This window comes from Falsiroseomonas sp. (assembly GCF_030695085.1).
Lineage (GTDB): Bacteria > Pseudomonadota > Alphaproteobacteria > Acetobacterales > Acetobacteraceae > Falsiroseomonas.
Genome location: NZ_JAUYTS010000113.1, coordinates 1 through 18,965, shown reverse-complemented (window position 1 = coordinate 18,965; position 18,965 = coordinate 1). Strand labels below are relative to the sequence as shown.

Below are 18,965 nucleotides of genomic sequence, written 5' to 3'. Positions count from 1 at the left end.
CAGCCGAGAGAATCGCCGCCATGTTCAGGTAGCTGTCGCGGGCCGAGGGCGGGCCGATGCAGACGCTCTCATCCGCCAGCCGCACATGCATCGCGGTATTGTCCGCGGTGGAGTGCACGCCGACGGTGCGGATGCCCATTTCCTGGCAGGCGCGATGCACCCGCAGCGCGATCTCGCCGCGGTTGGCGATCAGGACCTTCTTGAACATCACTCGATGATCATCAATGGCTCGCCGTATTCCACCGGCGACCCGCCCTCGACCAGGATGCGGGTGACGGTGCCGGCGCGGGGGGCGCGGATCTGGTTGAAGGTCTTCATCGCCTCGATCAGCATAAGGGTCTGGCCCTGGCTGACCTTTGCGCCGACCGTGACAAAGGCGGCCGCGCCGGGTTCTGGCGAGAGATACGCCACGCCCACCATGGGGGAAGCGATCAGCCCCGGATGCGCGGCATCGGACACCGGCTCCGCCACCGCCGCGACCACCGGGGCGGCGGCCATCGGCGCGCCGGCAGCCGGCAGATGCGCCACCTGGGTCACGGTGATCTGACGCGCCACGCGGATGCGGCTGTCCTTCTCGACCAGCTCGATCTCGGTGAGATCGGTCTCCCGCAGGATCTTGGCGAGTTCGCGAATCGCCGCCGCGTCGAAATTCACGCCCGACATCAGGGCTCTCCTTCTTCGGCCACAAGGTCCGCGATCGCCTGCAGCGCCAGCGCATAGCCGCCGATGCCGAGACCCGCGATGACGCCGGTCGCCGCCTTGGACACATAGCTCAAATGCCGGAATTCCTCCCGGCGATGAATGTTGGAAATATGGACCTCGACGATCGGCAGGTCGGTCGCCTTCAGCGCATCCATCAGGGCGATGGAGGTATGGCTGTAGCCGGCCGGGTTGATGATGATGCCGGCGGCGCGGCCGCGGCATTCCTGCACCCAGGTGATCAACTCGCCCTCGCCATTGGTCTGCCGGAAATCGATCGCCAGCCCAAGCTGTTCCGCCGTCTCGGCGCAAAGCGCCTCCACATCATCCAGCGTCGCGGCGCCGTAGATCTCGGGCTGGCGCGTGCCGAGCAGATTCAGGTTCGGGCCGTTCAGGACGACGATCAGCGGCGGGTTCACGGGGGAGTCCCAGGTTTTTCAGGGACGCCCCGGCTAGCACGCCACGATCGGCAGGGGCAAGCCGAGGCCTGCCCAAGCCGTTTGGCCCGGTCGCGATCAGCGCGCCGCCAACTGGTCGAACCAGGTTTTCCAGGCCGGGACGGAACGCGCGAAGGTGCCGCGATGGGTGGCGTCGGCGCCTGCGGAGATCGCCTCGACCTTGTCGTTCCCCATCGCCCGCTGGAACTCCATGGCCAGCCGGCCGACCCCCTGGGTGATCACCTCATCCACCTCGCCGTAATGGTTGCGGACCGGCGTGCGAACCACCCAGCGATAGCCGTGATTCGCGGCCATCTGCCGCCCGAAGGCCGATTCGCCGAAGAATTGCGGGTCGAAATAGGCATCTTCCACCAGGTCGCGCAGCTTCGTCGGCACCTGCGCCGGGTCGAAAGGCAGGCCCTGATAGGCGCGCAGCGACAGGTCGTAATGCGCCGGCTTCAGGATGGCGCGCGCCAGGCCGGGCATGCCGTAGTAATTCTCGAAGGAGAAGGAGGCGAGGATGAACAGCGTCGTCGTCCAGGGTGCGTCGATCGGCCGCGGGAAGTTCAGGAAGCCGTTCAGCGACAGCCACAGATCGATCGGCGCGCTGGCGGTGGCGGCCGCCTGCACCGGCATGCCGATCGCCTCCAGCCGCTCCAGCAGCGCCATGGTCACCCAGCCGCCCTGCGACCAGCCGGACAGGAACAAGCCGGTATCGGTCAGGCCCATCGCCTGCATCACGGCCCGCGCGGCGGGGATCAGGTCAGCGGTCGCCTGCTGGTGGCTGCCCTTCACCATGAAGCCCTGCGGCTCCGTCGATTCGCCCATCCCGATATAGTCGGCACCGATCAGCGCGTAGCCCTGGCCGGCGAATTGCGCGATCATCAACTGCGTCTCGGGCGACGTCTCGGGGAAGGAGGGCACCTCGTGCTTTCCGTAGACGGTGCCGTGCTGGTAGGACACCAGCGGCAGCCGCGGCGGCGCATCCTCCAGCACCGCCAGCAGGCCCGTCAGCACGACCGGGCGGTTGCCGCGTTCCGGCGAGAAGGTCGGGTAGCTGATCCGGTACAGCCGCACACCGGTCCTGGCCGGCGTATAGGTTACCTGGAAGCCGGAAAAAGCGGGGGTATCCGTCGTCAGGATCCGGTTCAGCCGCGCCGTGTCCCAACGGCCGATCAACCGGTAGCTGATGCCACCCGGCACCTGCTGCGCACCCCCCGCGGGCGTTGCAGCCGGTGCTGCGACCTGGGCCGCGGCCGGCTGTGCCGCAGCCGCCAGCGCCAGGGCGCCGAGGGCAAGCCCCGCGGCCTGCCGGCGCGGAAGGCCGGGCGGCGTGGCTTGAACCGGCGTGGATTGGATTGCTGGGACGGGGACCGGCGGCTCGGCTTGTGTCATGGCTTTCCTCGCATCGAAACCACAACGCAAGTAACCGGCATTCCAGGTCAACGCAACCATGGGTTGCATCGCCGGACCTGCGCCGATGCCAGCCTTGCACCCGACGCGTCTTGTCCGGCGTCGCCACCCCCGCCATCTTCGGCCTATGACGGAAAGCACCATGGCGATGCGGATCGGGGTGGAGGTGAATGGCGAACGCCGGGAGGTGCCGCAGGGCGCGTCCGTGGCGGAATTGCTGGCGCTGATCGGCCTCGCGGCGCCCAAGGTTGCGGTGGAACGCAACCTGGAAATCGTGCCGCGTTCCGCCTGGGCCACCACGCCGCTCGCCGAGGGCGACCGGCTGGAGATCGTGCATTTCATCGGGGGTGGCTGAGATGGACGGGATTGCAGGTGCCAGGGAAGGTGGGGCGGATGAAGGCTGGACCGTCGCCGGGCGCCGCTTCCGCTCCCGCCTGGTCGTCGGCACGGGGCGCTACAAGGACCTGCCGGAGACCCAGGCGGCGATTGAGGCATCCGGCGCCGAGATGGTCACCGTCGCGGTGCGTCGGGTGAACCTGTCCGATGCCTCGCAGCCCATGCTGCAGGATTTCGTACCGCCAGATCGCTACACCTATCTGCCCAATACCGCCGGCTGCTTCACCGCGCAGGACGCCGTCCGCACCCTGCGCCTGGCCCGCGAAGCCGGGGGCTGGAACCTGGTGAAGCTGGAAGTGCTCGGCCCGCCCCCCTTCCTGTACCCGGACATGGCCGCGACCTTCGAGGCCGCCGCCGCCCTGCTGGCCGATGGCTTCGAGGTGATGGTCTATTGCGCCGATGACCCGGTGGCGGCGAAGCGGCTGGAGGAGATGGGCTGCGTCGCGATCATGCCACTCGGCGCACCGATCGGCTCCGGCCTCGGCGTCGCCAATCCCTTCATGATCAAGGCGATCATCGCCCAGGCGAAGGTGCCGGTGCTGGTCGATGCGGGCATCGGCACGGCGTCCGACGCGGCGCTGGCCATGGAGCTGGGCTGCGACGCGGTGCTGCTGAATTCCGCCATCGCCCATGCGCGCGACCCGGTGCGGATGGCGCGCGCGATGAAGGCGGCGGTGGAGGCGGGCAGGGACGCCTTCCTGGCCGGGCGCATGCCCCGCAGCACGGCGGCCGACCCATCCTCCCCCACCACCGGCCTCATCCTCTGACGGCGCGGCGCGAAACAATCTGACACCGGCGGCGCCACCGCCGGTTGTGCCGTGGCTTGAGGCTCATGCGGTAAGCGTTCTAATTTTGCTCCCGGTCCAATCAACGGCAGGATGGGAGTGCATGATGAAACGCCGCCAGATCGGGATGCTGGGTGCCACGGCCCTGGCGCTGGGCGCCTGCGTCCAGGAACCGCAGCGCACCGTGGTCGTGGTGCCCTCGCAGAGCTGCAACACGGCCTTCCGCGTGGTCAACGCCTCCTCCCGCACCGTGGAACGGCTGTATTTCAGCCATTCCAGCATGAATGGCTGGGGCAATGACCAGCTCGGCAACGCCGTGCTGCAGCCGGGGCGGCAGGTAACCTACCGGGCTGCCAATACCGGCAACTACGATTTCCGCGTGATCTGGAACAACGGCCAGGCGGCCGAGCTGCGCCGGATCAATGTCTGCGCAGCCAACCAGATCACGGTGACCAATAGCGGGCTGCGCGCCAACTGAGCCAAACCCGTTCCGGCGGATTCGCGCGACAACCGCGCGATTTGCCGGAGGCTTCGCGGCCCGCCCCCCCGGGGCACCATGGCGGTTTCCGGCCATTCAGCGCCCGTCGCGGAAAAAAACCGGCTTGGGGGGGCATTTTCCGCTTTCCCCCTGGGCAAGTGGCGCCTATATGCGCCGCAGACGCAGTACGCACGTGCCGAAGGCCCCAGGCCCACGGAACCCGCTCATGATCCGCTCATGACAAGGGTCACCGCGGCGCAAGGTTAACGCAACGACGTCAGCGTTCTGGCAACCCCGGCGGCTCACCCCGCCGGCCTCATTTGGTCGCTGGTTCGTTCGACCGTTTCGTCAATCTAGGGGCCGCCCCCGCGGGGGGGCTGTCTCCACTGTTTGCAGGGGAGTACGGGCGCGATGAACCCGAAAATCGCTTCGTATCTGCGCGACCACGCGCCCGCCACGCCATGCCTGGTGCTGGATGTGGATCGCGTCGAGCAGAACTACAGCCGCCTGAAGGCCGCGCTGCCGCTGGCGCGCGTCTACTACGCCGTGAAGGCGAACCCGGCCGCGCCGATCCTGGACCGGCTGACCATGCTCGGCTCGTCCTTCGACGCCGCATCCTGGGAAGAGATCCAGGCCTGCCTGGAAGCTGGCGCGCGTCCGGCCGACATTTCCTTCGGCAATACGGTGAAGAAGGAATCCGCCATCAAGGCCGCCTTCGCCGCCGGTGTGACCATGTTCGCCTTCGACAGCGAGCCGGAGCTGAAGAAGCTCGCCCGTTCCGCCCCTGGCGCGCGCGTCTATTGCCGCATCCTGGTGGAGAACAAGGGCGCCGAGTGGCCGCTGTCCCGCAAGTTCGGCTGCGAGGCCGAGATGGCGAAGGCGCTGATGGTGAAGGCCGCCGAATGGGGTCTCGACCCCTATGGCATCTCCTTCCATGTCGGCAGCCAGCAGACCCAGACCGGCGCCTATGAGGCGGCGATCGCGCGCGTGGCGACGATCTTCACCGATCTGAAGGATGCCGGCATCAACCTGCGCATGGTCAATCTCGGCGGCGGCTACCCGGTGCGCTACCGGGCGGAAGTGCCCGAGATCGACCAGTTCGGCGATGCCATCATGGGCGCCATGGCCGCGCATTTCGGCAATGCACTGCCGGAGATGCTGATCGAGCCGGGCCGCTTCATGGTGGGCGATGCCGGCGTGGTGTCCTCCGAGGTGGTGCTGGTGTCCCGCAAGGCGGAGGATGATCCCGTCCGCTGGGTCTATCTCGACATCGGCCGTTTCGGCGGCCTCGCCGAGACGGAGGGTGAGTCGATCCGCTACGAATTCCGCACGCCGCATGATGGCGATGCGGAAGGCCCGGTGACCATCGCCGGACCGACCTGCGACAGCACGGACACGCTGTATGAGAAGTCCAACTACCGCCTGCCGATGGCGCTCGACGCCGGCGACCAGGTGCAGCTGCTGGCCACCGGTGCCTATGTGACGACCTATGCGAGCCAGGCCTTCAACGGCTTCCGCCCGCTGGCCGAACACTACATCTGAAGCCATCCGCTGGGATTGGCCGGAAATTATGCGGCGGGCGCGAGCCCGCCGTTTCTTTTTTTGGCCTGGCTGGGCTAGGTTACAGTCATGGATGAAATTGACCGCAACCTCGTCGTCGCCCTCCAGGAAAACGGGGCGGCTGGCCTCGCGGAGCTGTCCAAGGTCGCCGGCCTCTCCGTCTCCGCTACCGCCGAGCGGGTGAAGCGGCTGGAGGAGCGGGAGGTGATCCGCGGCTGGCGGATCGACCTCGACCCCATCGCCGCCGGCTGCCCGTTGCTCGCCTTCGTCTTCGTCGCCATGCATCCCGGCGATGGCGATGCCGGGTTCATGGCCGCGATGAAGCAGCAGGAGGCGGTGCTGGAATGCCACACCGTGACGGGCGCCTGGTGCTACCTGCTGAAGCTGCGCCTGCCGGATATCGCCCGGCTTGAGGCCTTCGTCTCCGAAGTGGTGCGCGGCCAGGCCGGCGTGGCGCGGACCGAGACCATCCTGGCGCTCGCCTCGCCCAAGGAAACCGCCATCCTGCCGGTGGCCGAGGCGGAGGAAGAATAGGGGAGGGCGCCGGGGCACCCTCCCGCCGCGCTCAGTTCGCCGGGCGCGCGCCCATGGCGACCGTCCGCTCATCCATCCGCGGCTCATAGGTGATGCCGCGGCGCGTGGCCCAGAAATTCACCAGCTGGAACAGCGGGATCATCGCCGTCTCGCGGTCCACCATCGCCACGGCTTCCTGCAGCAGCTTCTCGCGCTCCACATCATCCAGCGTGCCGGCGGCGCGGGCCGTCAGCGCGTCCAGCGCCGGGTTCGAGTAGCGCGAGTTGTTGGAGGCGCCGGTGCGGCGCTCGCGGTTGTAGGTGCCGAAGATATTCACCAGCATGTAGCTGGCCTCGCCGGTCACGCTGCCCCAGCCGGCCAGGCGGGCGTTGAATTCCTGGCGGGCATTGCGCGCCGCATAGGTGGTCCAGGGCAGCGCATCGATCGCGGTGCGGACGCCGACGCGGCTCCACATCTGCGCCACCGCCTGCGCCGTGCGCGCGTCATTCGGGTAGCGGTCGTTCGGCGTCGTCAGCGTCAGCCGGAAGCCCTGCGGAAAGCCGGCCTCGGCCAGCAGGCGGCGCGCGCCATCGGGGTCTGGGCGCGGCGCCTCGACCGCCGGGTTGTAGGAGTAGGAGCCGGGCGGCAGCCACTGGCCGGTGGGCTTCGCCGTGCCTTCCATGACCCGATCGGCCAGCGCCTCACGGTCGATGGCTATGGACAGCGCGCGGCGTACCCGGGGGTCGAGCATCGGGTTGCGCTCCAGCGGGCGCCCTTCATGGTCGCTGACCAGCACCGGTGCCGTATCGGTGCGGGAGAAGTCGGTCATCAGGTAGATCAGGCGCAGGCCCTGGATCTCGGAGATGCTGATGCGGTTGTCGCGGCGCAGCCGGGCGATGTCCGTGGACGGCACCTGGTCGATCACGTCGAGATCGCCGGCCAGGATGCCCGCCGTGCGCGCCGCGTCATTGGCGACGAAGCGGTAGGAGACGCGCGCCCAGGGCTCGGCGCCCTTCCAATAGGCGTCGTTGCGGGCGAATTCCGTGCGGTCGCCGGGGCGGTAGGACACCAGGCGATAGGGGCCGGTGCCGATGGCGGCGCGGCCGGCATTGTAGTCCTCGGTCGCCGCACCCTCACCGACATGGCGGGAGATGATCTGGATCGAGGCGAGTTCCGTCGGCAGCAGCGGATGCGCGGCGGCGGTGTGGAAGCGGATGGTCAGTGGGTCCACCACCTCGACGCGCGTGATGGCGCGGACGAAGCCGCCGAAGCCGCCCGGGCTGTTCGGCACATTGGGGGCGCGACCGATGGTGAAGGCGACGTCGTCGGCGGTGAAGTCCCGCCCGTCATGCCACTTCACGCCGGCGCGCAGCTTGAATTCCCAGGTGGTCGGGCTGATGGCGCGCCAGCTCTCCGCCAGCGCGGGCTGGATCCGCGCCGTCGCATCCTGTTCCGTCAACCGGTCGAACAGATGCATCGTCTGGCTGATATTGGGCGAGGCATTGTAGAAATGCGGATCGAGCGACGTGGGTGACCCGCCGATGCCGATCGTCAGGTTGCGATCCTGCGCCAGGGCCGGCCCCGCGACAGCGAGCAGGGCGGCGGACAGGATGGCTCGGCCGGGCCACAAACGAACGAAACTCATACAAAACCTCATCTGGACGACAGAAACGAACCGTCAGCCTAGGCGCTTGCGGGGCAGGCTGCTATACCTCGCGCTTCGGGGAAGCTTTGTTGAGGAGAGAGTGATGCGAAACAGCATCCGCAATACCGCTGTGGCGGCGGTGTCGGCCATGATCGTGGGAATGCCCGCGGCGCAGGCGCAGCAGGCCCAAACGTTGAACATGGGCGTCGGTTCGCCGGTCACTTCGCTCGATCCGCATTATCACCAGTTGTCGCCGAACAATGCCGTCAGCGACATGATCTTCGGCAAACTCGTCGAGACCGATCACGCAGCGCGCAACATCCCCGGCCTCGCCGAAAGCTGGCGCGCCGTCGGCCCGACGGTCTGGGAATTCAAGCTGCGGCCGAACGTCACCTTCCACAACGGCAACGCCTTCACGGCGGAGGATGTGGTTGCGACCATCCAGCGCCTGCCGAATGTGCCGAACAGCCCATCCTCCTATGCCGCCTATGCGCGGCCGATCGTGCGGATGGAGATCGTCGATCCGCTGACCATCCGCTTCCACACCGCCGAGCCCTATCCGCTGCTGCCGCTGGACATGACGAATGTCCGCATCCTCGATTCCGAGACGCATGCGAATGTGACGACGGATCAGTTCAACAACGGCAGCGCCGCGATCGGCACCGGCCCCTGGCGCGTGGTGAACCATCGCAACGGCGACCGCATCGAATTCGTCCGCAACGACAGCTACTGGGGCGACAAGCCGGCCTTCGCGCGGGTGAACTACCGCATGGTCACGAACAACGCGACGCGCACCGCGTCCCTGCTGTCCGGTGACCTCGACGTGATCGACCAGGTGCCGACCAGCGACCTGGCGCGCCTTCGCCGCGACCCGAACTTCAGTGTGTCCGAGACGGTCGGCCTGCGGCTGATCTTCCTCGGCCTGGACCATCTGCGTGGCGCGGATGAGAATTCGCCGCAGATCACCGACAATGATGGCCGCCCGCTGGGCCGTAACCCGCTGGCCGATGTCCGCGTGCGCCGGGCGCTGTCCATGGCGATCGATCGCAAGGCGATCGCGGAGCGGGTGATGGAGGGGGCCGCGACACCGTCGGGCCAGTTCCTGCCGCCGGGCACCTACAGCCACGTGCCGGGGCTCGAGGCGCCGGAATACAACCCGGATGCGGCGCGCCGCCTGCTGACGGAGGCCGGCTACCCGAACGGCTTCCGCATCACGCTGTCCGGCCCGAATGACCGCTATGTCAACGACGCCCGCATCATCCAGGCGGTCGGCCAGATGTGGACGCGCATCGGCGTCCGCACCGCGGTCGAGGCGCAGACCTGGTCCACCTTCGTCGGTCGCGCTGGCCGGCAGGAATTCTCCTCCTTCCTGATCGGCTGGGGCTCCAACCCCGATGCGAGCCACCCGCTGCGCAACATCCTCGGCACCTACAGCCGCGAGCGCGGCTGGGGCGCCTCCAATCGCGGCCGATTCTCCAACGCCGAAGTCGACGCGCTGCTGACCCAGTCCCTGTCGGAGCTGGATGAGCAGAAGCGTGAGCAGCTGATGATCCAGGCGCAGCGCATCGCCGCGGATCAGGTCGCGGTGATCCCGATGCACATCCAGACCAACATGTGGGCAACGCGCCGCGGCTTGACGCATCAGGCGCGCGTCGATGAACTGACCCGGGCGCAGGACACGCGCCCGGCTGCCGCCCGCTGAGCTGGCGCTGGGCGGATTAGGGCAAGGGGACCGGGATGAGCGTTTATCTGCTGCGCCGATTGATCCAGGCCGGCGGCGTCGTGCTGGCGATGTCGATCATCGTCTTCATCGGCGTCTTCGCCATCGGCGACCCGGTCGAAATCCTGATCAGCCCTGATGCCGACCAGATGGAGCGTGAGCGGGCGGTGGCCGCGCTCGGGCTCGACAAGCCGCTGTGGCACCAATACCTGATCTTCCTGGGCAAGGCGGCCCAGGGCGATCTCGGGCGGTCCTTCGTGTTCAACGAGCCGGCGCTGGAGCTGATCCTGCAGCGCATGCCGGCGACGCTGGAGCTGGCTTTCGCCGCCACCTTCGGCGCCATCCTCATCGGCCTGCCGCTTGGCCTCTATGCCGGGCTGCGGCCGAACAGCGTGGGCTCCAAGGCCATCATGGCCGGCTCGATCCTCGGCTTCTCGCTGCCCACCTTCTGGGTCGGGCTGATGCTGATCATGGTGTTCGCCGTGCAGCTCGGCTGGCTGCCCTCCACCGGGCGCGGCGATACGGTGGAGGTTCTCGGCACGCGCTGGTCCTTCCTGACCTGGAACGGATTGCAGCACCTGGCGATGCCGGCGCTGAACCTCGCCTTGTTCAAGATCAGCCTCGTCATCCGCCTGACCCGCGCGGGGGTGCGGGAGACGATGCTGATGGACTACGTGAAATTCGCCCGCGCCAAGGGGCTGAGCCCGTTCCGCGTGACCTTCGTGCACGTCTTCAAGAACATCCTGATCCCGGTGGTTACCGTGACCGGCCTGGAGTTCGGCAGCACCATCGCCTTCTCGGTCGTGACGGAAAGCATCTTCGCCTGGCCGGGCATGGGCAAGCTGATCATCGACAGCATCAACGTGCTCGACCGGCCCGTGATCGTCGCCTACCTCATGATCGTCGTGCTGATGTTCATCACCATCAACCTGATCGTGGACCTGATGTATTCGGTGCTCGATCCGCGCGTGCGGCTGGAAAGCAAGTGAAGGGGGGCACGGCATGAGCGCGGTTGTCGGCCAGGGGGCGCCCATCGAGGACCCCGCCAAGATCAAGGTCGAAACGCCGTTCCGGCGCTTCTGCTCCGAATTCGCCGAATCAAAGCTCGCTTTGGGCGGGCTCATCGTGATCTCCATCATCATCCTGGTGGCGATCCTGGCGCCCTTCATCTCGCCGCAGGACCCCTATGACCTGGCGGTGCTGGACATCATGGATGGGCGGCTGGAGCCCGGTGAGAAGTCCGGCGACGGGTCCATCACCTACTGGCTCGGCACCGATGACCAGGGGCGGGACATGCTGTCCGGCATCATGTACGGCCTGCGTATCTCGCTGACCGTCGGCGCCGGCTCCGCCTTCATCGCCGTGATGATCGGCGCCTCGCTCGGCCTCGCCGCTGCCTATGCCGGCGGCAGGACCGACAGCATCATCATGCGCGTCGTCGATCTGCAGCTGTCCTTCCCGTCGATCCTTGTCGCGCTGATGATCCTGGCCTTCCTCGGAAAGTCGGTGACCAACGTCATCATCGCCATCGTCGTGGTGGAATGGGCGTATTACGCACGCACCGTGCGCGGCACCGCGCTGGTGGAACGCCGGCGCGAATACATCGAGGCGGCGGAATGCCTGGCGCTGCCGCGCTACCGCATCCTGTTCCGGCACCTGCTGCCGAACTGCCTGCCGCCGCTGATCGTCATCGGCACCATGCAGGTGGCGCGCGCCATCGCGCTGGAGGCGACCTTGTCCTTCCTCGGCCTCGGCGTGCCGATCACGGAGCCCTCGCTCGGCCTGCTGATCGCCAATGGCTATGAATACATGCTGTCGGGAAAATACTGGATTTCCTTCTATCCCGGCATCGCGCTGCTGGTGACCATCGTCGCCATCAATCTGGTCGGCGACCAGTTACGCGACGTCCTGAACCCTCGGCTGCAGAAGTAAGGGTGCCCATGGCTGAACCAATGAACGCGGCGCCGACGCTGGAGGTCCGCAACCTCCAGACCCACTTCTTCACCCGCGGCGGTGTGGTGAAGGCCGTGAACGACGTGTCCTTCAGCATCGCCCGCGGCAAGGTGCTGGGGCTGGTCGGCGAAAGCGGCTCCGGCAAGACGGTCACCGGCTTCTCCATCATGAAGCTGGTCGATCCGCCGGGCCGCATCGTCGGTGGCTCCATCCTGTTCCAGGGGCGCGACCTCGCCACGCTGTCCGAGGAGGAGATGCGGCATCTGCGGGGCAACCGCATCGCCATGATCTTCCAGGACCCGATGATGACGCTGAACCCGGTGCTCCGCATCGACACGCAGATGATCGAGACGGTGCAGGCGCATGAGAAGGTCTCGGACGAGGATGCCCGCGCCCGGGCGCGGGATGCGCTCGGCATGGTCGGCATCCCATCCCCGGATGAGCGGCTGAAATCCTACCCGCACCAGTTCTCCGGCGGCATGCGCCAGCGCGTGGCGATCGCCATCGCGCTGCTGCACCGGCCGGATCTGATCGTGGCGGACGAGCCGACCACCGCGCTCGACGTGACCATCCAGGGCCAGATCCTGGCGGAGGTGCAGAAGCTGTGCGCCACTACGGGCACGGCGATGCTGTGGATCACCCATGACCTGTCCGTGGTCGCCGGCCTCGCCGACGATATCGCCGTCATGTATGCCGGCCGCGTCGTGGAATATGGCGATGTGGGAGAGGTGCTGGACAAGCCGCTGCACCCCTACACGCATGGCCTGATCGGCAGCGTGCCGTCGCGCAACAAGCGGGGCGTGCCGTTGCGGCAGATTCCGGGCATGACGCCCTCGCTGCTCAACCTGCCGGAGGGTTGTTCCTTCCGTGCCCGCTGCCCGCGCGCGGCGGAGGATTGCATCGTGATGCCCACCCTGCACCCCTGGCTGCCGGACCGCCTGGCGCGCTGCCACCACCCGCATCTTGAGGAGGTGGCGACGGCATGAGCCAGTCCCAGACCCAGCTTCAGGAACAGGTCCCGGACGCGCCACGCACCTTCGCCGACAGCGAAGTGCCGATGGTCGAGCTGAAGCAGGTTTCCCGCCGCTTCTCCAAGAAGCTCGATATCGCCGCCAGGCTGGCCCGCCGCCTCGGCGCCGCGGTGAAGGAGGAGATCGTCCACGCGGTGGACCATGTGGATCTCCGCGTCCGCAAGGGCGAGGTGGTCGGCCTGGTCGGTGAATCCGGCTGTGGCAAATCCACCCTCGGCCGCATCGTCGCGGGCATCCTGCCGCAATCGGAGGGGCAGGTTTTCTGGAACGGCCAGGATGTGGCCGGCATGCAGGGCGAGGCCGCCAAGATCGGCAAGCTGCGCCGGCAGATGATCTTCCAGGACCCCTATGCCAGCCTGAACCCGCGCATGCGGGTGGCCGACATCGTGGGGGAGGCGCCACTGGTGCACGGCTTGACCACGCGCGGCAATTTCGACGCCTATGTCGATGAGCAGATGCGCCGCGCCGGCCTCGACCCCGCCTTCAAGCGCCGCTACCCGCACCAGTTCTCCGGCGGCCAGCGCCAGCGCATCGGCATCGCCCGCGCGCTTGCGGTGGCCCCGGAATTCATCGTCTGCGACGAGGCAGTGGCGGCGCTCGACGTGTCGATCCAGGCGCAGATCCTGAACCTGTTCATGCAGCTCCGTAAGGATCTGGACCTTACCTACCTGTTCATCAGCCACGACCTCGGCGTGGTGGAACATCTCAGCGACCGGGTGGTGATCATGTATCTCGGCCGCGTGGTCGAGGAAGCGCCGACGGAGCGTGTCTTCGCCGGCGCCAACCACCCCTACACCCAGTCGCTGCTCGCCAGCGTGCCGCGCATCGGCAACCGCAAGCGCGCCTTCGCCACGGTGAAGGGGGAAATCCCCTCGCCGCTGAACCCGCCACCCGGCTGCCATTTCCACCCGCGCTGCCCGCACGCCTTCGACCGCTGCATGGTGGAGGTGCCGAAGCTGCGGGAGATCGCGCCCGGCCAGCGCAGCGCCTGCCACCTGAACGACGCCGCCTGATCCCCTATCGCGCCCAGTGGGAAAGCCGCGACCTGGTCGCGGATTTCCTCGCCGGGCGCGACGCGGCGACCGATCCGCTCTGGGCCGCGAGCGGCGCTGCGAATGCGGCGGAGTATGCCCGCTGGTCGGAGCATCTCTGCGGCTGCGCCTGCCTCCAGATGGCACTCGGCGCGCTCGGCCGCCCTTTGCCGCCCATCCATGGGATCCGGCGCGGTGTGCAGGCCGAAGGCGGCTATTTGGAGACGCCGGAGGGTGGCATCCGCGGCCTGGTCTATGCCGGCGCGGTGGCCTGGCTGGCGGGGCAGGGCATCGCCGCGCGCATCCTGCTGGAGCTGACGGCGCGCGATATTCCGGCGCAGGGGCTGTTCCTCGCCTCGGTGCATCCCGGCATCCGGCGGCCGGATCTGGCGCCGCCCGGACGAGGTGGGCATCTGGTGCTGGTCTTCGGCCGGGATGCGGCGGGCGCGCTACGCTTCCATAACCCCTCGGGCGATACGCCGGCGACGCAGGCGGATGTGCGGATGGCGCCCGGCCGCTTCGATGGCTTCTTCGCCGGGCGCGGCATCCACATCGGATAGCCGCTGCGTCAGGTCCGCTTTGTCGGCGGCGCGGCGCCGCGACCGCGGCCGGGCGGGTCGGAGGGGTCGTTGTCGCTCGGCCCCGCCGGTGCCCGGTTGCCGCCGCGGCCGCGTCCGGGCGGGTCATTCGGGTCGCTATCGCTCGGCCCCGCCGCCCGGTTGCCGCCACGGCCGCGCCCGGGCTGGTCGCCCGGGTCGCGATCCGTCACGCCGGCCGGCGGGCGGTTGCCGCCCCGGCCATTGCCGACATCATCGGAGGGATCGCTATCGGTCAGCCCGCTGCGCTGCGGCGGGGCACCACCCTTGCCACCCGGCGCGGTGCCGCCCGCGCCGGATTTCGGCTCCTGCGCCTGGGCTGCCAGCGGCAGGGCCGTGAGGCCGAGCGTGGTGACCCGCAGGATCAGCAGGCGCCGGCCAGGTGCCGGCCCGTCAGATGTGGACATGCGGTGCTCCTTCACTCGATCCATGTTCGCGATGTGCGGTGGTTTTCACAAGCGGCGTGTTGCCGCCGCGCGCAACGAAGGCGCTTGCCTTCATGTTCTTGATATGTTCCTCTCGCCCCATGAGCACCATCGCCCTTGGCCGCAGCCTCCAGGCCGATACTGCGGCCGACATCCCTCCTGATCTTCGGATCCCGCCGCGCCCGCGCGCGCGTCACGCCCGGGCCGCACCGGCGGTGCGGGAGCCGGCGTGGCGGGAGGCGATGCGTTGGTCGCTGCTCGGCCTTACTGCCAGCCTGGCGGCCGGGGAGGTGGCGCTGGCGCTGTTCGGGCCGTGACCCGTGTCACACCGGCAGCGTCGCCAGGGCCGAAAGCCCGCCACCCGGCCGGTTCCGCAGCACCACATCGCCGCCATGCGCCCGGAAGATGTTGCGCGCGATCGGCAGGCCAAGGCCGGTGCCGCCGGTTTCCCGGTTGCGGCTGGCCTCCAGCCGGTGGAAGGGCTGGAAAACGGTTTCCAGCTCGCAATCCGGCACGCCCGGCCCGTCATCCTCCACCGCGATCCGCACCACCCCGCCCACAGGCGGCTGCAGCCGCAGCTTGGCGGAGCCGCCATAGGCCACCGCATTGCCCACCAGATTGGCCAGCGCCCGCTTCAGTGAGCCAGACCGTGCCGCCACGGTCAGATGTTCCGGGCCGGTATAGCTGATGAGCTCGGCGAAATCCGGGCTGGCATCCGCCGCCTCGTCCAGCACCGTGCGACAGAGCGAAGCGAGGTCCACCGCCACCGAGGGCTCCCGCGTCGAGTCGTCGCGCGCGAAGGCCAGGGTGGCGGCGATCATCGCCTCCATCTCGTCCAGGTCGGCCAGCATCTTCCGCCGCTGCTCATCGTCATCCAGGAATTCGGCGCGCAGCTTCAGGCGGGTGATCGGTGTCTTCAGGTCATGGCCGATGGCGGCCAGCATCTGGGTGCGGTCGCCGACGAAGCGGCGGATGCGCTCGGCCATGGTGTTGAAGGCGCGTGCCGCGGTGGCGACCTCCTCCGGGCCGGTTTCCGGCAGCGGCGGCGCATTCACGTCGCGGCCGAGCCGGTCCGCTGCCTGCGCCAGCGCCGTCACCGGCCGGGTCAGCCGCCGCACCGCCCACAGGGTCAGCGCCACGGCGGCCAGCGTCATCAGGACGAAGGCGATGAGGAAGGTCATGGAATGCCAGGGCCGCGGCGGCGGGATCTCCAGCCGCAGGTTGAGCCAGCCCTGGTCCGGGAAGCGCAGGCTGACCATCAACCGGCCCGGATGTCCATGCGTGCCGATGATCACCTCCCGCGGCCGCAGGCGCGGCGGGGCGCGGTGCAGCCCATCGAGCCGCAGCAGCCGGATCAGCCCGGGTGGCGGCGGTGGGAAGCCGGGCTGGGCCAGCGCCACCTCATCCAGCGTGATCCGCATGCCCGGTGGCATGTCCAGATCCTCCAGCACCGACTGCCGGCGGTCCGGCGGCAGGGGCAGCAGGCTGCGCCAGGCGCCGAAGGAACGCTGGGAAATCTCCCGCGCATGCTGGTAGCGCTGCAGATCCACGCGATCCAGCGCATGGATGGTCAGCCCCGCCACCTGCACCAGGATCAGCCCGCCGATCAGCACCAGCGCGGTGCGCTTGGCCAGGCTGCGCGGCCACAGCCAGGCCAGCCAGCGACGCATCAGCCGCGCTCGACGGTGGCGGACAGCACATAGCCGCCGCCGCGCACGGTCTTGATGACCTGCGGGTTGCGGCCGTCATCCTCCAGCTTGCGACGGAGGCGGGAGACGGCGACGTCGATGGCGCGGTCGAACGGCCCGGCCTGGCGGCCGCGCAGCAGGTCCATCAGCATGTCCCGCGTCAACACCCGGTTCGGGCGTTCCACCAGCACCATCAGCAATTCGTATTCGCCCCCGGTCAGCGGCACCTCCGCGCCCTGCGGATTCAGCAGGCGGCGGCGCGTCGGCTCCAGCACCCAGCCGGCAAAACGGAGAACCTTGGCGGGTGGCTCCTGGGACGGGCCGGTGCTGCTGTCGGCCGTCGCACGGCGCAGCACGGCGCGGATGCGCGCCAGCAATTCGCGCGGGTTGAAGGGCTTCGCCACGTAGTCATCGGCGCCGAGTTCCAGGCCGACGATGCGGTCCGTCTCCTCCCCCATCGCGGTCAGCATCACGATCGGCACCTCGGATTGGGTGCGCAGCCAGCGCGCGAGATCCAGGCCGGATTCGCCCGGCATCATCAGATCCAGCACCACCAGATGATAGCGGCCGAGCGGCCAGAGCTTGCGCGCCTCCCGCGCATCGCGGGCGGCGGTTACGCGGAAGGACTGCTTCTCCAGGAACTTCCCGAGCAGTTCGCGGATTTCGCGGTCATCATCGACCACGAGGATATGCGGGGCTGTTGCGTCCATGGCTGTAACATAGCGCGCCGCGCGCCGGCCCCTAGGGCGAAACCCCGCCCAGTGTTGCGGCATGTGACCCTTGGGGGTCCTGTTACCGGGCGTTGCATTTTCTCATGCTTTCGGCCCTTCCGCCGTAACCCGCAGGGCGCATGTAACGAGAGGCAAGGCGCCACTGCCGGCTTCGGCCCCGACTTCGCCGCGGGAATCCCCCCTCCCGGTCCGGAGTGGCGTGTTGTACTGGCGGCGGGGATGACCCTCTCTCCTGCGTCCCCGCCGCCACATTTCCCGGAACCGTCCCCCCCTTGGGTCCGGGATGCGATGGCGGCGCTGGTCGCGGCCGATCCGGACCTCGCCGCCATCGAGGCGGCCGCCGGCCCCTTGCCCTGGCGCTCGCGCCCGGCCGGCCTGCCCGGCCTGTTGCGGACCATCTGCGGCCAGCAGATCTCGAACCAGGCGGCCGGCGCCATCTGGCGCCGGCTTTCGGCCATTCCCGGCGCGCTGGACCCGGCGGTACTGGTCACGCTCGATGACGCGGTGCTGTGTGGCATGGGCGGCCTGTCCCGCCCCAAGGCCGCCCATGCCCGCGCCCTGGCCGCCGCCTGCCTCGATGGCACGCTGCGGCTGCAGGCGCTGGACGGCATGGCGGATGAGGCGGCCGTGGCGCATCTCTGCACCATCCGCGGCCTCGGCCGCTGGACGGCGGAGGTGCATATGCTGTTCGCGCATGACCGGCCGGATATCTTCCCCATCGGCGATATCGCGCTCGCCGCCAGCGTCGCGCATCTGAAGCGGCTTCCGGCCCGGCCGACACCGAAGCAGCTGGCGGAGATCGCGCGCGCCTGGCAGCCCTGGCGTGGCCTGGCGGCGCGGCTGTTCTGGCATCATTGGCGGCACATCACGGGACGGCCGCTGATCGAGGATGCATGGACGCCGGAGGCTCCTGGCGGCAGTTTGGCCGGATGATGCTCTCCGCTCCTTTGCTCGCCACCGCCGAGCCGCCGATTCCCGCCGCCCGCATCTGGGCCGCCCGCTATGCCGGCGCCGCCGGCCCGGCGCTGGACCTGACCCAGGCGGTTCCCGGCTATCCGCCGCCCCCCGAACTGCTTGCCCGGCTGGCAGAGGCCGCGGGCAGCCTCGCCTGCGCCGGCTATGGCCCGATCGATGGCGACGCACAGCTGCGGGAGGCGCTGGCCGCGGATATCTCCGGCTTCTACGGGGCGGATGTCACGGCCGCGGACATCGCCATCACCGCCGGCTGCAACCTGGCCTTCGCCATGACCATGGCAGTGCTCGCCGCGCCGGGGGAGGCGGTGATGCTGCCCGCGCCCTGGTACTTCAACCATCAGATGGCACTCAGCATGCGCGGCGTGCGCGCCGTGCCGCTGCCCGCCCGTGCGGAGCAAGGCTTCGTGCCGGACCCGGCCGAGGCCGCCGCGCTGATGGACGCCAACCCGGTGCGCGCCCTGGTGCTGGTCACGCCCAACAACCCGACCGGTGCGGTCTATCCGCCCGAGACCATCCAGGCCTTTGCCGAGCTGTGCCGCGCGCGCGGCGTCTGGCTGGTACTGGATGAGACCTACCGGGATTTCCTGACCGAGGCCCAATCCCCGCCACACGCCCTGTTCGGCGATCCGGCCTGGCGCGATGGGCTGGTGCACCTTTATTCCTTCTCCAAGGCCTATTGCGTACCCGGCCACCGGCTTGGCGCGGTGGCGGCAGGGCCGGGCTTCCGGGCGCAATTGGCGAAGGCGCTGGATACCTGGCAGATCTGCCCGGCGCGGCCGGCGCAGGCCGCCCTGGCCTGGGCGATTCCGGCGCTGGCCGCCTGGCGCGCCGGCAACCGTGCGCTGATGGCCGAGCGCGCCCGGCTGTTCAGCGCCGAAATCGTGCAATT

Annotated in this window: 22 protein-coding genes; 14 read left to right on the top strand and 8 right to left on the bottom strand. The window is 68.8% G+C overall.

Going from position 1 to position 18,965, the window contains the following annotated elements:
- From Q8S40_RS12480 to Q8S40_RS12465, 4 genes are all read right to left on the bottom strand, one after another.
- On the bottom strand, positions 1 to 208 hold a 208-nt coding region (locus Q8S40_RS12480), incomplete at its 3' end, for a biotin carboxylase N-terminal domain-containing protein (protein ID WP_305670661.1).
- Entirely contained in the window at positions 208 to 663 is a 456-nt protein-coding gene (gene accB, locus Q8S40_RS12475; RefSeq protein ID WP_305670660.1) for an acetyl-CoA carboxylase biotin carboxyl carrier protein, read from the bottom strand. The genes accB and Q8S40_RS12480, both read right to left, overlap by 1 nt.
- Complete coding sequence (gene aroQ / locus Q8S40_RS12470) at positions 663 to 1,118, bottom strand: type II 3-dehydroquinate dehydratase (RefSeq protein WP_304816267.1); 456 nt, start codon at positions 1,116 to 1,118, stop codon at positions 663 to 665. The genes accB and aroQ overlap by 1 nt, the downstream gene beginning before the upstream one ends.
- Positions 1,119 to 1,214: 96 nt before the next feature.
- Positions 1,215 to 2,531, bottom strand: a complete 1,317-nt coding sequence (locus Q8S40_RS12465) for a S9 family peptidase (RefSeq protein WP_305670659.1) — start codon at positions 2,529 to 2,531, stop codon at positions 1,215 to 1,217.
- Positions 2,532 to 2,676: 145 nt separating this feature from the next.
- Here Q8S40_RS12465 and thiS point away from each other — a divergent pair, with 145 nt between their 5' ends.
- The 5 genes from thiS (at position 2,677) to Q8S40_RS12440 (ending at position 6,302) form a co-directional block, all read left to right on the top strand.
- Positions 2,677 to 2,904, top strand: a complete 228-nt coding sequence (gene thiS, locus Q8S40_RS12460) for a sulfur carrier protein ThiS (protein WP_305670658.1) — start codon at positions 2,677 to 2,679, stop codon at positions 2,902 to 2,904.
- A 1-nt stretch (position 2,905) separates the two neighbouring features.
- Positions 2,906 to 3,712, top strand: a complete 807-nt coding sequence (locus Q8S40_RS12455) for a thiazole synthase (protein ID WP_305670657.1) — start codon at positions 2,906 to 2,908, stop codon at positions 3,710 to 3,712.
- Between the two features lie 121 nt (positions 3,713 to 3,833).
- Positions 3,834 to 4,208: a hypothetical protein gene (locus Q8S40_RS12450; protein ID WP_305670656.1), complete on the top strand. Its 375-nt coding sequence runs from the start codon at positions 3,834 to 3,836 to the stop codon at positions 4,206 to 4,208.
- 411 nt (positions 4,209 to 4,619) lie between these two features.
- Entirely contained in the window at positions 4,620 to 5,750 is a 1,131-nt protein-coding gene (locus tag Q8S40_RS12445; RefSeq protein WP_304816274.1) for a type III PLP-dependent enzyme, read from the top strand.
- Between the two features lie 87 nt (positions 5,751 to 5,837).
- Positions 5,838 to 6,302 carry an Lrp/AsnC family transcriptional regulator gene (locus Q8S40_RS12440; RefSeq protein WP_304816275.1) on the top strand — a complete coding sequence of 155 codons (465 nt, stop codon included), beginning with the start codon at positions 5,838 to 5,840 and terminating at the stop codon, positions 6,300 to 6,302.
- 31 nt (positions 6,303 to 6,333) lie between these two features.
- On the opposite strand, the gene Q8S40_RS12435 is transcribed toward Q8S40_RS12440, so the two are convergent.
- On the bottom strand, positions 6,334 to 7,926 hold the full coding sequence (locus Q8S40_RS12435; protein ID WP_305670655.1) for an ABC transporter substrate-binding protein: 1,593 nt from the start codon (positions 7,924 to 7,926) through the stop codon (positions 6,334 to 6,336).
- A gap of 103 nt (positions 7,927 to 8,029) precedes the next feature.
- Between Q8S40_RS12435 and Q8S40_RS12430 the strand changes: the two genes are divergently transcribed.
- From Q8S40_RS12430 to Q8S40_RS12405, 6 genes are all read left to right on the top strand, one after another.
- Entirely contained in the window at positions 8,030 to 9,628 is a 1,599-nt protein-coding gene (locus Q8S40_RS12430; protein ID WP_305670654.1) for an ABC transporter substrate-binding protein, read from the top strand.
- A 35-nt stretch (positions 9,629 to 9,663) separates the two neighbouring features.
- The gene (locus Q8S40_RS12425; RefSeq protein WP_304816280.1) at positions 9,664 to 10,635 is read left to right on the top strand and encodes an ABC transporter permease; all 972 of its coding nucleotides are present in this window, start codon (positions 9,664 to 9,666) and stop codon (positions 10,633 to 10,635) included.
- Between the two features lie 13 nt (positions 10,636 to 10,648).
- A complete protein-coding gene (locus Q8S40_RS12420) occupies positions 10,649 to 11,578 on the top strand; it encodes an ABC transporter permease (protein ID WP_304816281.1) in 930 nt (309 codons plus the stop codon).
- A 20-nt stretch (positions 11,579 to 11,598) separates the two neighbouring features.
- A complete protein-coding gene (locus tag Q8S40_RS12415; RefSeq protein WP_305670653.1) occupies positions 11,599 to 12,585 on the top strand; it encodes an ABC transporter ATP-binding protein in 987 nt (328 codons plus the stop codon).
- 71 nt (positions 12,586 to 12,656) lie between these two features.
- Positions 12,657 to 13,643 (top strand): ABC transporter ATP-binding protein, encoded by a 987-nt coding sequence (locus tag Q8S40_RS12410; RefSeq protein WP_305670662.1) that lies wholly within the window; start codon positions 12,657 to 12,659, stop codon positions 13,641 to 13,643.
- 215 nt (positions 13,644 to 13,858) lie between these two features.
- Positions 13,859 to 14,221 carry a hypothetical protein gene (locus tag Q8S40_RS12405; protein WP_305670652.1) on the top strand — a complete coding sequence of 121 codons (363 nt, stop codon included), beginning with the start codon at positions 13,859 to 13,861 and terminating at the stop codon, positions 14,219 to 14,221.
- 8 nt (positions 14,222 to 14,229) lie between these two features.
- On the opposite strand, the gene Q8S40_RS12400 is transcribed toward Q8S40_RS12405, so the two are convergent.
- Positions 14,230 to 14,664 carry a hypothetical protein gene (locus Q8S40_RS12400; RefSeq protein WP_305670651.1) on the bottom strand — a complete coding sequence of 145 codons (435 nt, stop codon included), beginning with the start codon at positions 14,662 to 14,664 and terminating at the stop codon, positions 14,230 to 14,232.
- Positions 14,665 to 14,783: 119 nt separating this feature from the next.
- Here Q8S40_RS12400 and Q8S40_RS12395 point away from each other — a divergent pair, with 119 nt between their 5' ends.
- The gene (locus Q8S40_RS12395) at positions 14,784 to 14,999 is read left to right on the top strand and encodes a hypothetical protein (RefSeq protein ID WP_304811872.1); all 216 of its coding nucleotides are present in this window, start codon (positions 14,784 to 14,786) and stop codon (positions 14,997 to 14,999) included.
- A gap of 6 nt (positions 15,000 to 15,005) precedes the next feature.
- Here the strand turns inward: Q8S40_RS12395 and Q8S40_RS12390 are convergent, their stop codons facing one another.
- A complete protein-coding gene (locus tag Q8S40_RS12390) occupies positions 15,006 to 16,352 on the bottom strand; it encodes an ATP-binding protein (protein WP_305670650.1) in 1,347 nt (448 codons plus the stop codon).
- On the bottom strand, positions 16,352 to 17,080 hold the full coding sequence (locus Q8S40_RS12385) for a response regulator (RefSeq protein ID WP_304811878.1): 729 nt from the start codon (positions 17,078 to 17,080) through the stop codon (positions 16,352 to 16,354). Before Q8S40_RS12385 ends, Q8S40_RS12390 begins: the two co-directional genes overlap by 1 nt.
- 309 nt (positions 17,081 to 17,389) lie before the next feature.
- Here Q8S40_RS12385 and Q8S40_RS12380 point away from each other — a divergent pair, with 309 nt between their 5' ends.
- Together Q8S40_RS12380 and Q8S40_RS12375 are read left to right on the top strand one after the other, a co-directional pair.
- Entirely contained in the window at positions 17,390 to 18,034 is a 645-nt protein-coding gene (locus tag Q8S40_RS12380; RefSeq protein ID WP_305670649.1) for a DNA-3-methyladenine glycosylase, read from the top strand.
- The coding region (locus Q8S40_RS12375; RefSeq protein WP_305670648.1) for an aminotransferase at positions 18,031 to 18,965 on the top strand (935 nt) is incomplete at its 3' end. The genes Q8S40_RS12380 and Q8S40_RS12375, both read left to right, overlap by 4 nt.

What these genes read in the sequence shown, in the direction of transcription:
- accB (WP_305670660.1), bottom strand. Translation starts at nt 663, where the DNA reads ATGTCGGGCGTGAATTTCGACGCGGCGGCGATTCGCGAACTCGCCAAG.
- Q8S40_RS12465 (WP_305670659.1), bottom strand. Translation starts at nt 2,531, where the DNA reads ATGACACAAGCCGAGCCGCCGGTCCCCGTCCCAGCAATCCAATCCACG.
- thiS (WP_305670658.1), top strand. Translation starts at nt 2,677, where the DNA reads ATGACGGAAAGCACCATGGCGATGCGGATCGGGGTGGAGGTGAATGGC.
- Q8S40_RS12455 (WP_305670657.1), top strand. Translation starts at nt 2,906, where the DNA reads ATGGACGGGATTGCAGGTGCCAGGGAAGGTGGGGCGGATGAAGGCTGG.
- Q8S40_RS12450 (WP_305670656.1), top strand. Translation starts at nt 3,834, where the DNA reads ATGATGAAACGCCGCCAGATCGGGATGCTGGGTGCCACGGCCCTGGCG.
- Q8S40_RS12445 (WP_304816274.1), top strand. Translation starts at nt 4,620, where the DNA reads ATGAACCCGAAAATCGCTTCGTATCTGCGCGACCACGCGCCCGCCACG.
- Q8S40_RS12440 (WP_304816275.1), top strand. Translation starts at nt 5,838, where the DNA reads ATGGATGAAATTGACCGCAACCTCGTCGTCGCCCTCCAGGAAAACGGG.
- Q8S40_RS12435 (WP_305670655.1), bottom strand. Translation starts at nt 7,926, where the DNA reads ATGAGTTTCGTTCGTTTGTGGCCCGGCCGAGCCATCCTGTCCGCCGCC.
- Q8S40_RS12430 (WP_305670654.1), top strand. Translation starts at nt 8,030, where the DNA reads ATGCGAAACAGCATCCGCAATACCGCTGTGGCGGCGGTGTCGGCCATG.
- Q8S40_RS12425 (WP_304816280.1), top strand. Translation starts at nt 9,664, where the DNA reads ATGAGCGTTTATCTGCTGCGCCGATTGATCCAGGCCGGCGGCGTCGTG.
- Q8S40_RS12420 (WP_304816281.1), top strand. Translation starts at nt 10,649, where the DNA reads ATGAGCGCGGTTGTCGGCCAGGGGGCGCCCATCGAGGACCCCGCCAAG.
- Q8S40_RS12415 (WP_305670653.1), top strand. Translation starts at nt 11,599, where the DNA reads ATGAACGCGGCGCCGACGCTGGAGGTCCGCAACCTCCAGACCCACTTC.
- Q8S40_RS12410 (WP_305670662.1), top strand. Translation starts at nt 12,657, where the DNA reads ATGGTCGAGCTGAAGCAGGTTTCCCGCCGCTTCTCCAAGAAGCTCGAT.
- Q8S40_RS12400 (WP_305670651.1), bottom strand. Translation starts at nt 14,664, where the DNA reads ATGTCCACATCTGACGGGCCGGCACCTGGCCGGCGCCTGCTGATCCTG.
- Q8S40_RS12395 (WP_304811872.1), top strand. Translation starts at nt 14,784, where the DNA reads ATGAGCACCATCGCCCTTGGCCGCAGCCTCCAGGCCGATACTGCGGCC.
- Q8S40_RS12390 (WP_305670650.1), bottom strand. Translation starts at nt 16,352, where the DNA reads ATGCGTCGCTGGCTGGCCTGGCTGTGGCCGCGCAGCCTGGCCAAGCGC.
- Q8S40_RS12385 (WP_304811878.1), bottom strand. Translation starts at nt 17,080, where the DNA reads ATGGACGCAACAGCCCCGCATATCCTCGTGGTCGATGATGACCGCGAA.
- Q8S40_RS12380 (WP_305670649.1), top strand. Translation starts at nt 17,390, where the DNA reads ATGGCGGCGCTGGTCGCGGCCGATCCGGACCTCGCCGCCATCGAGGCG.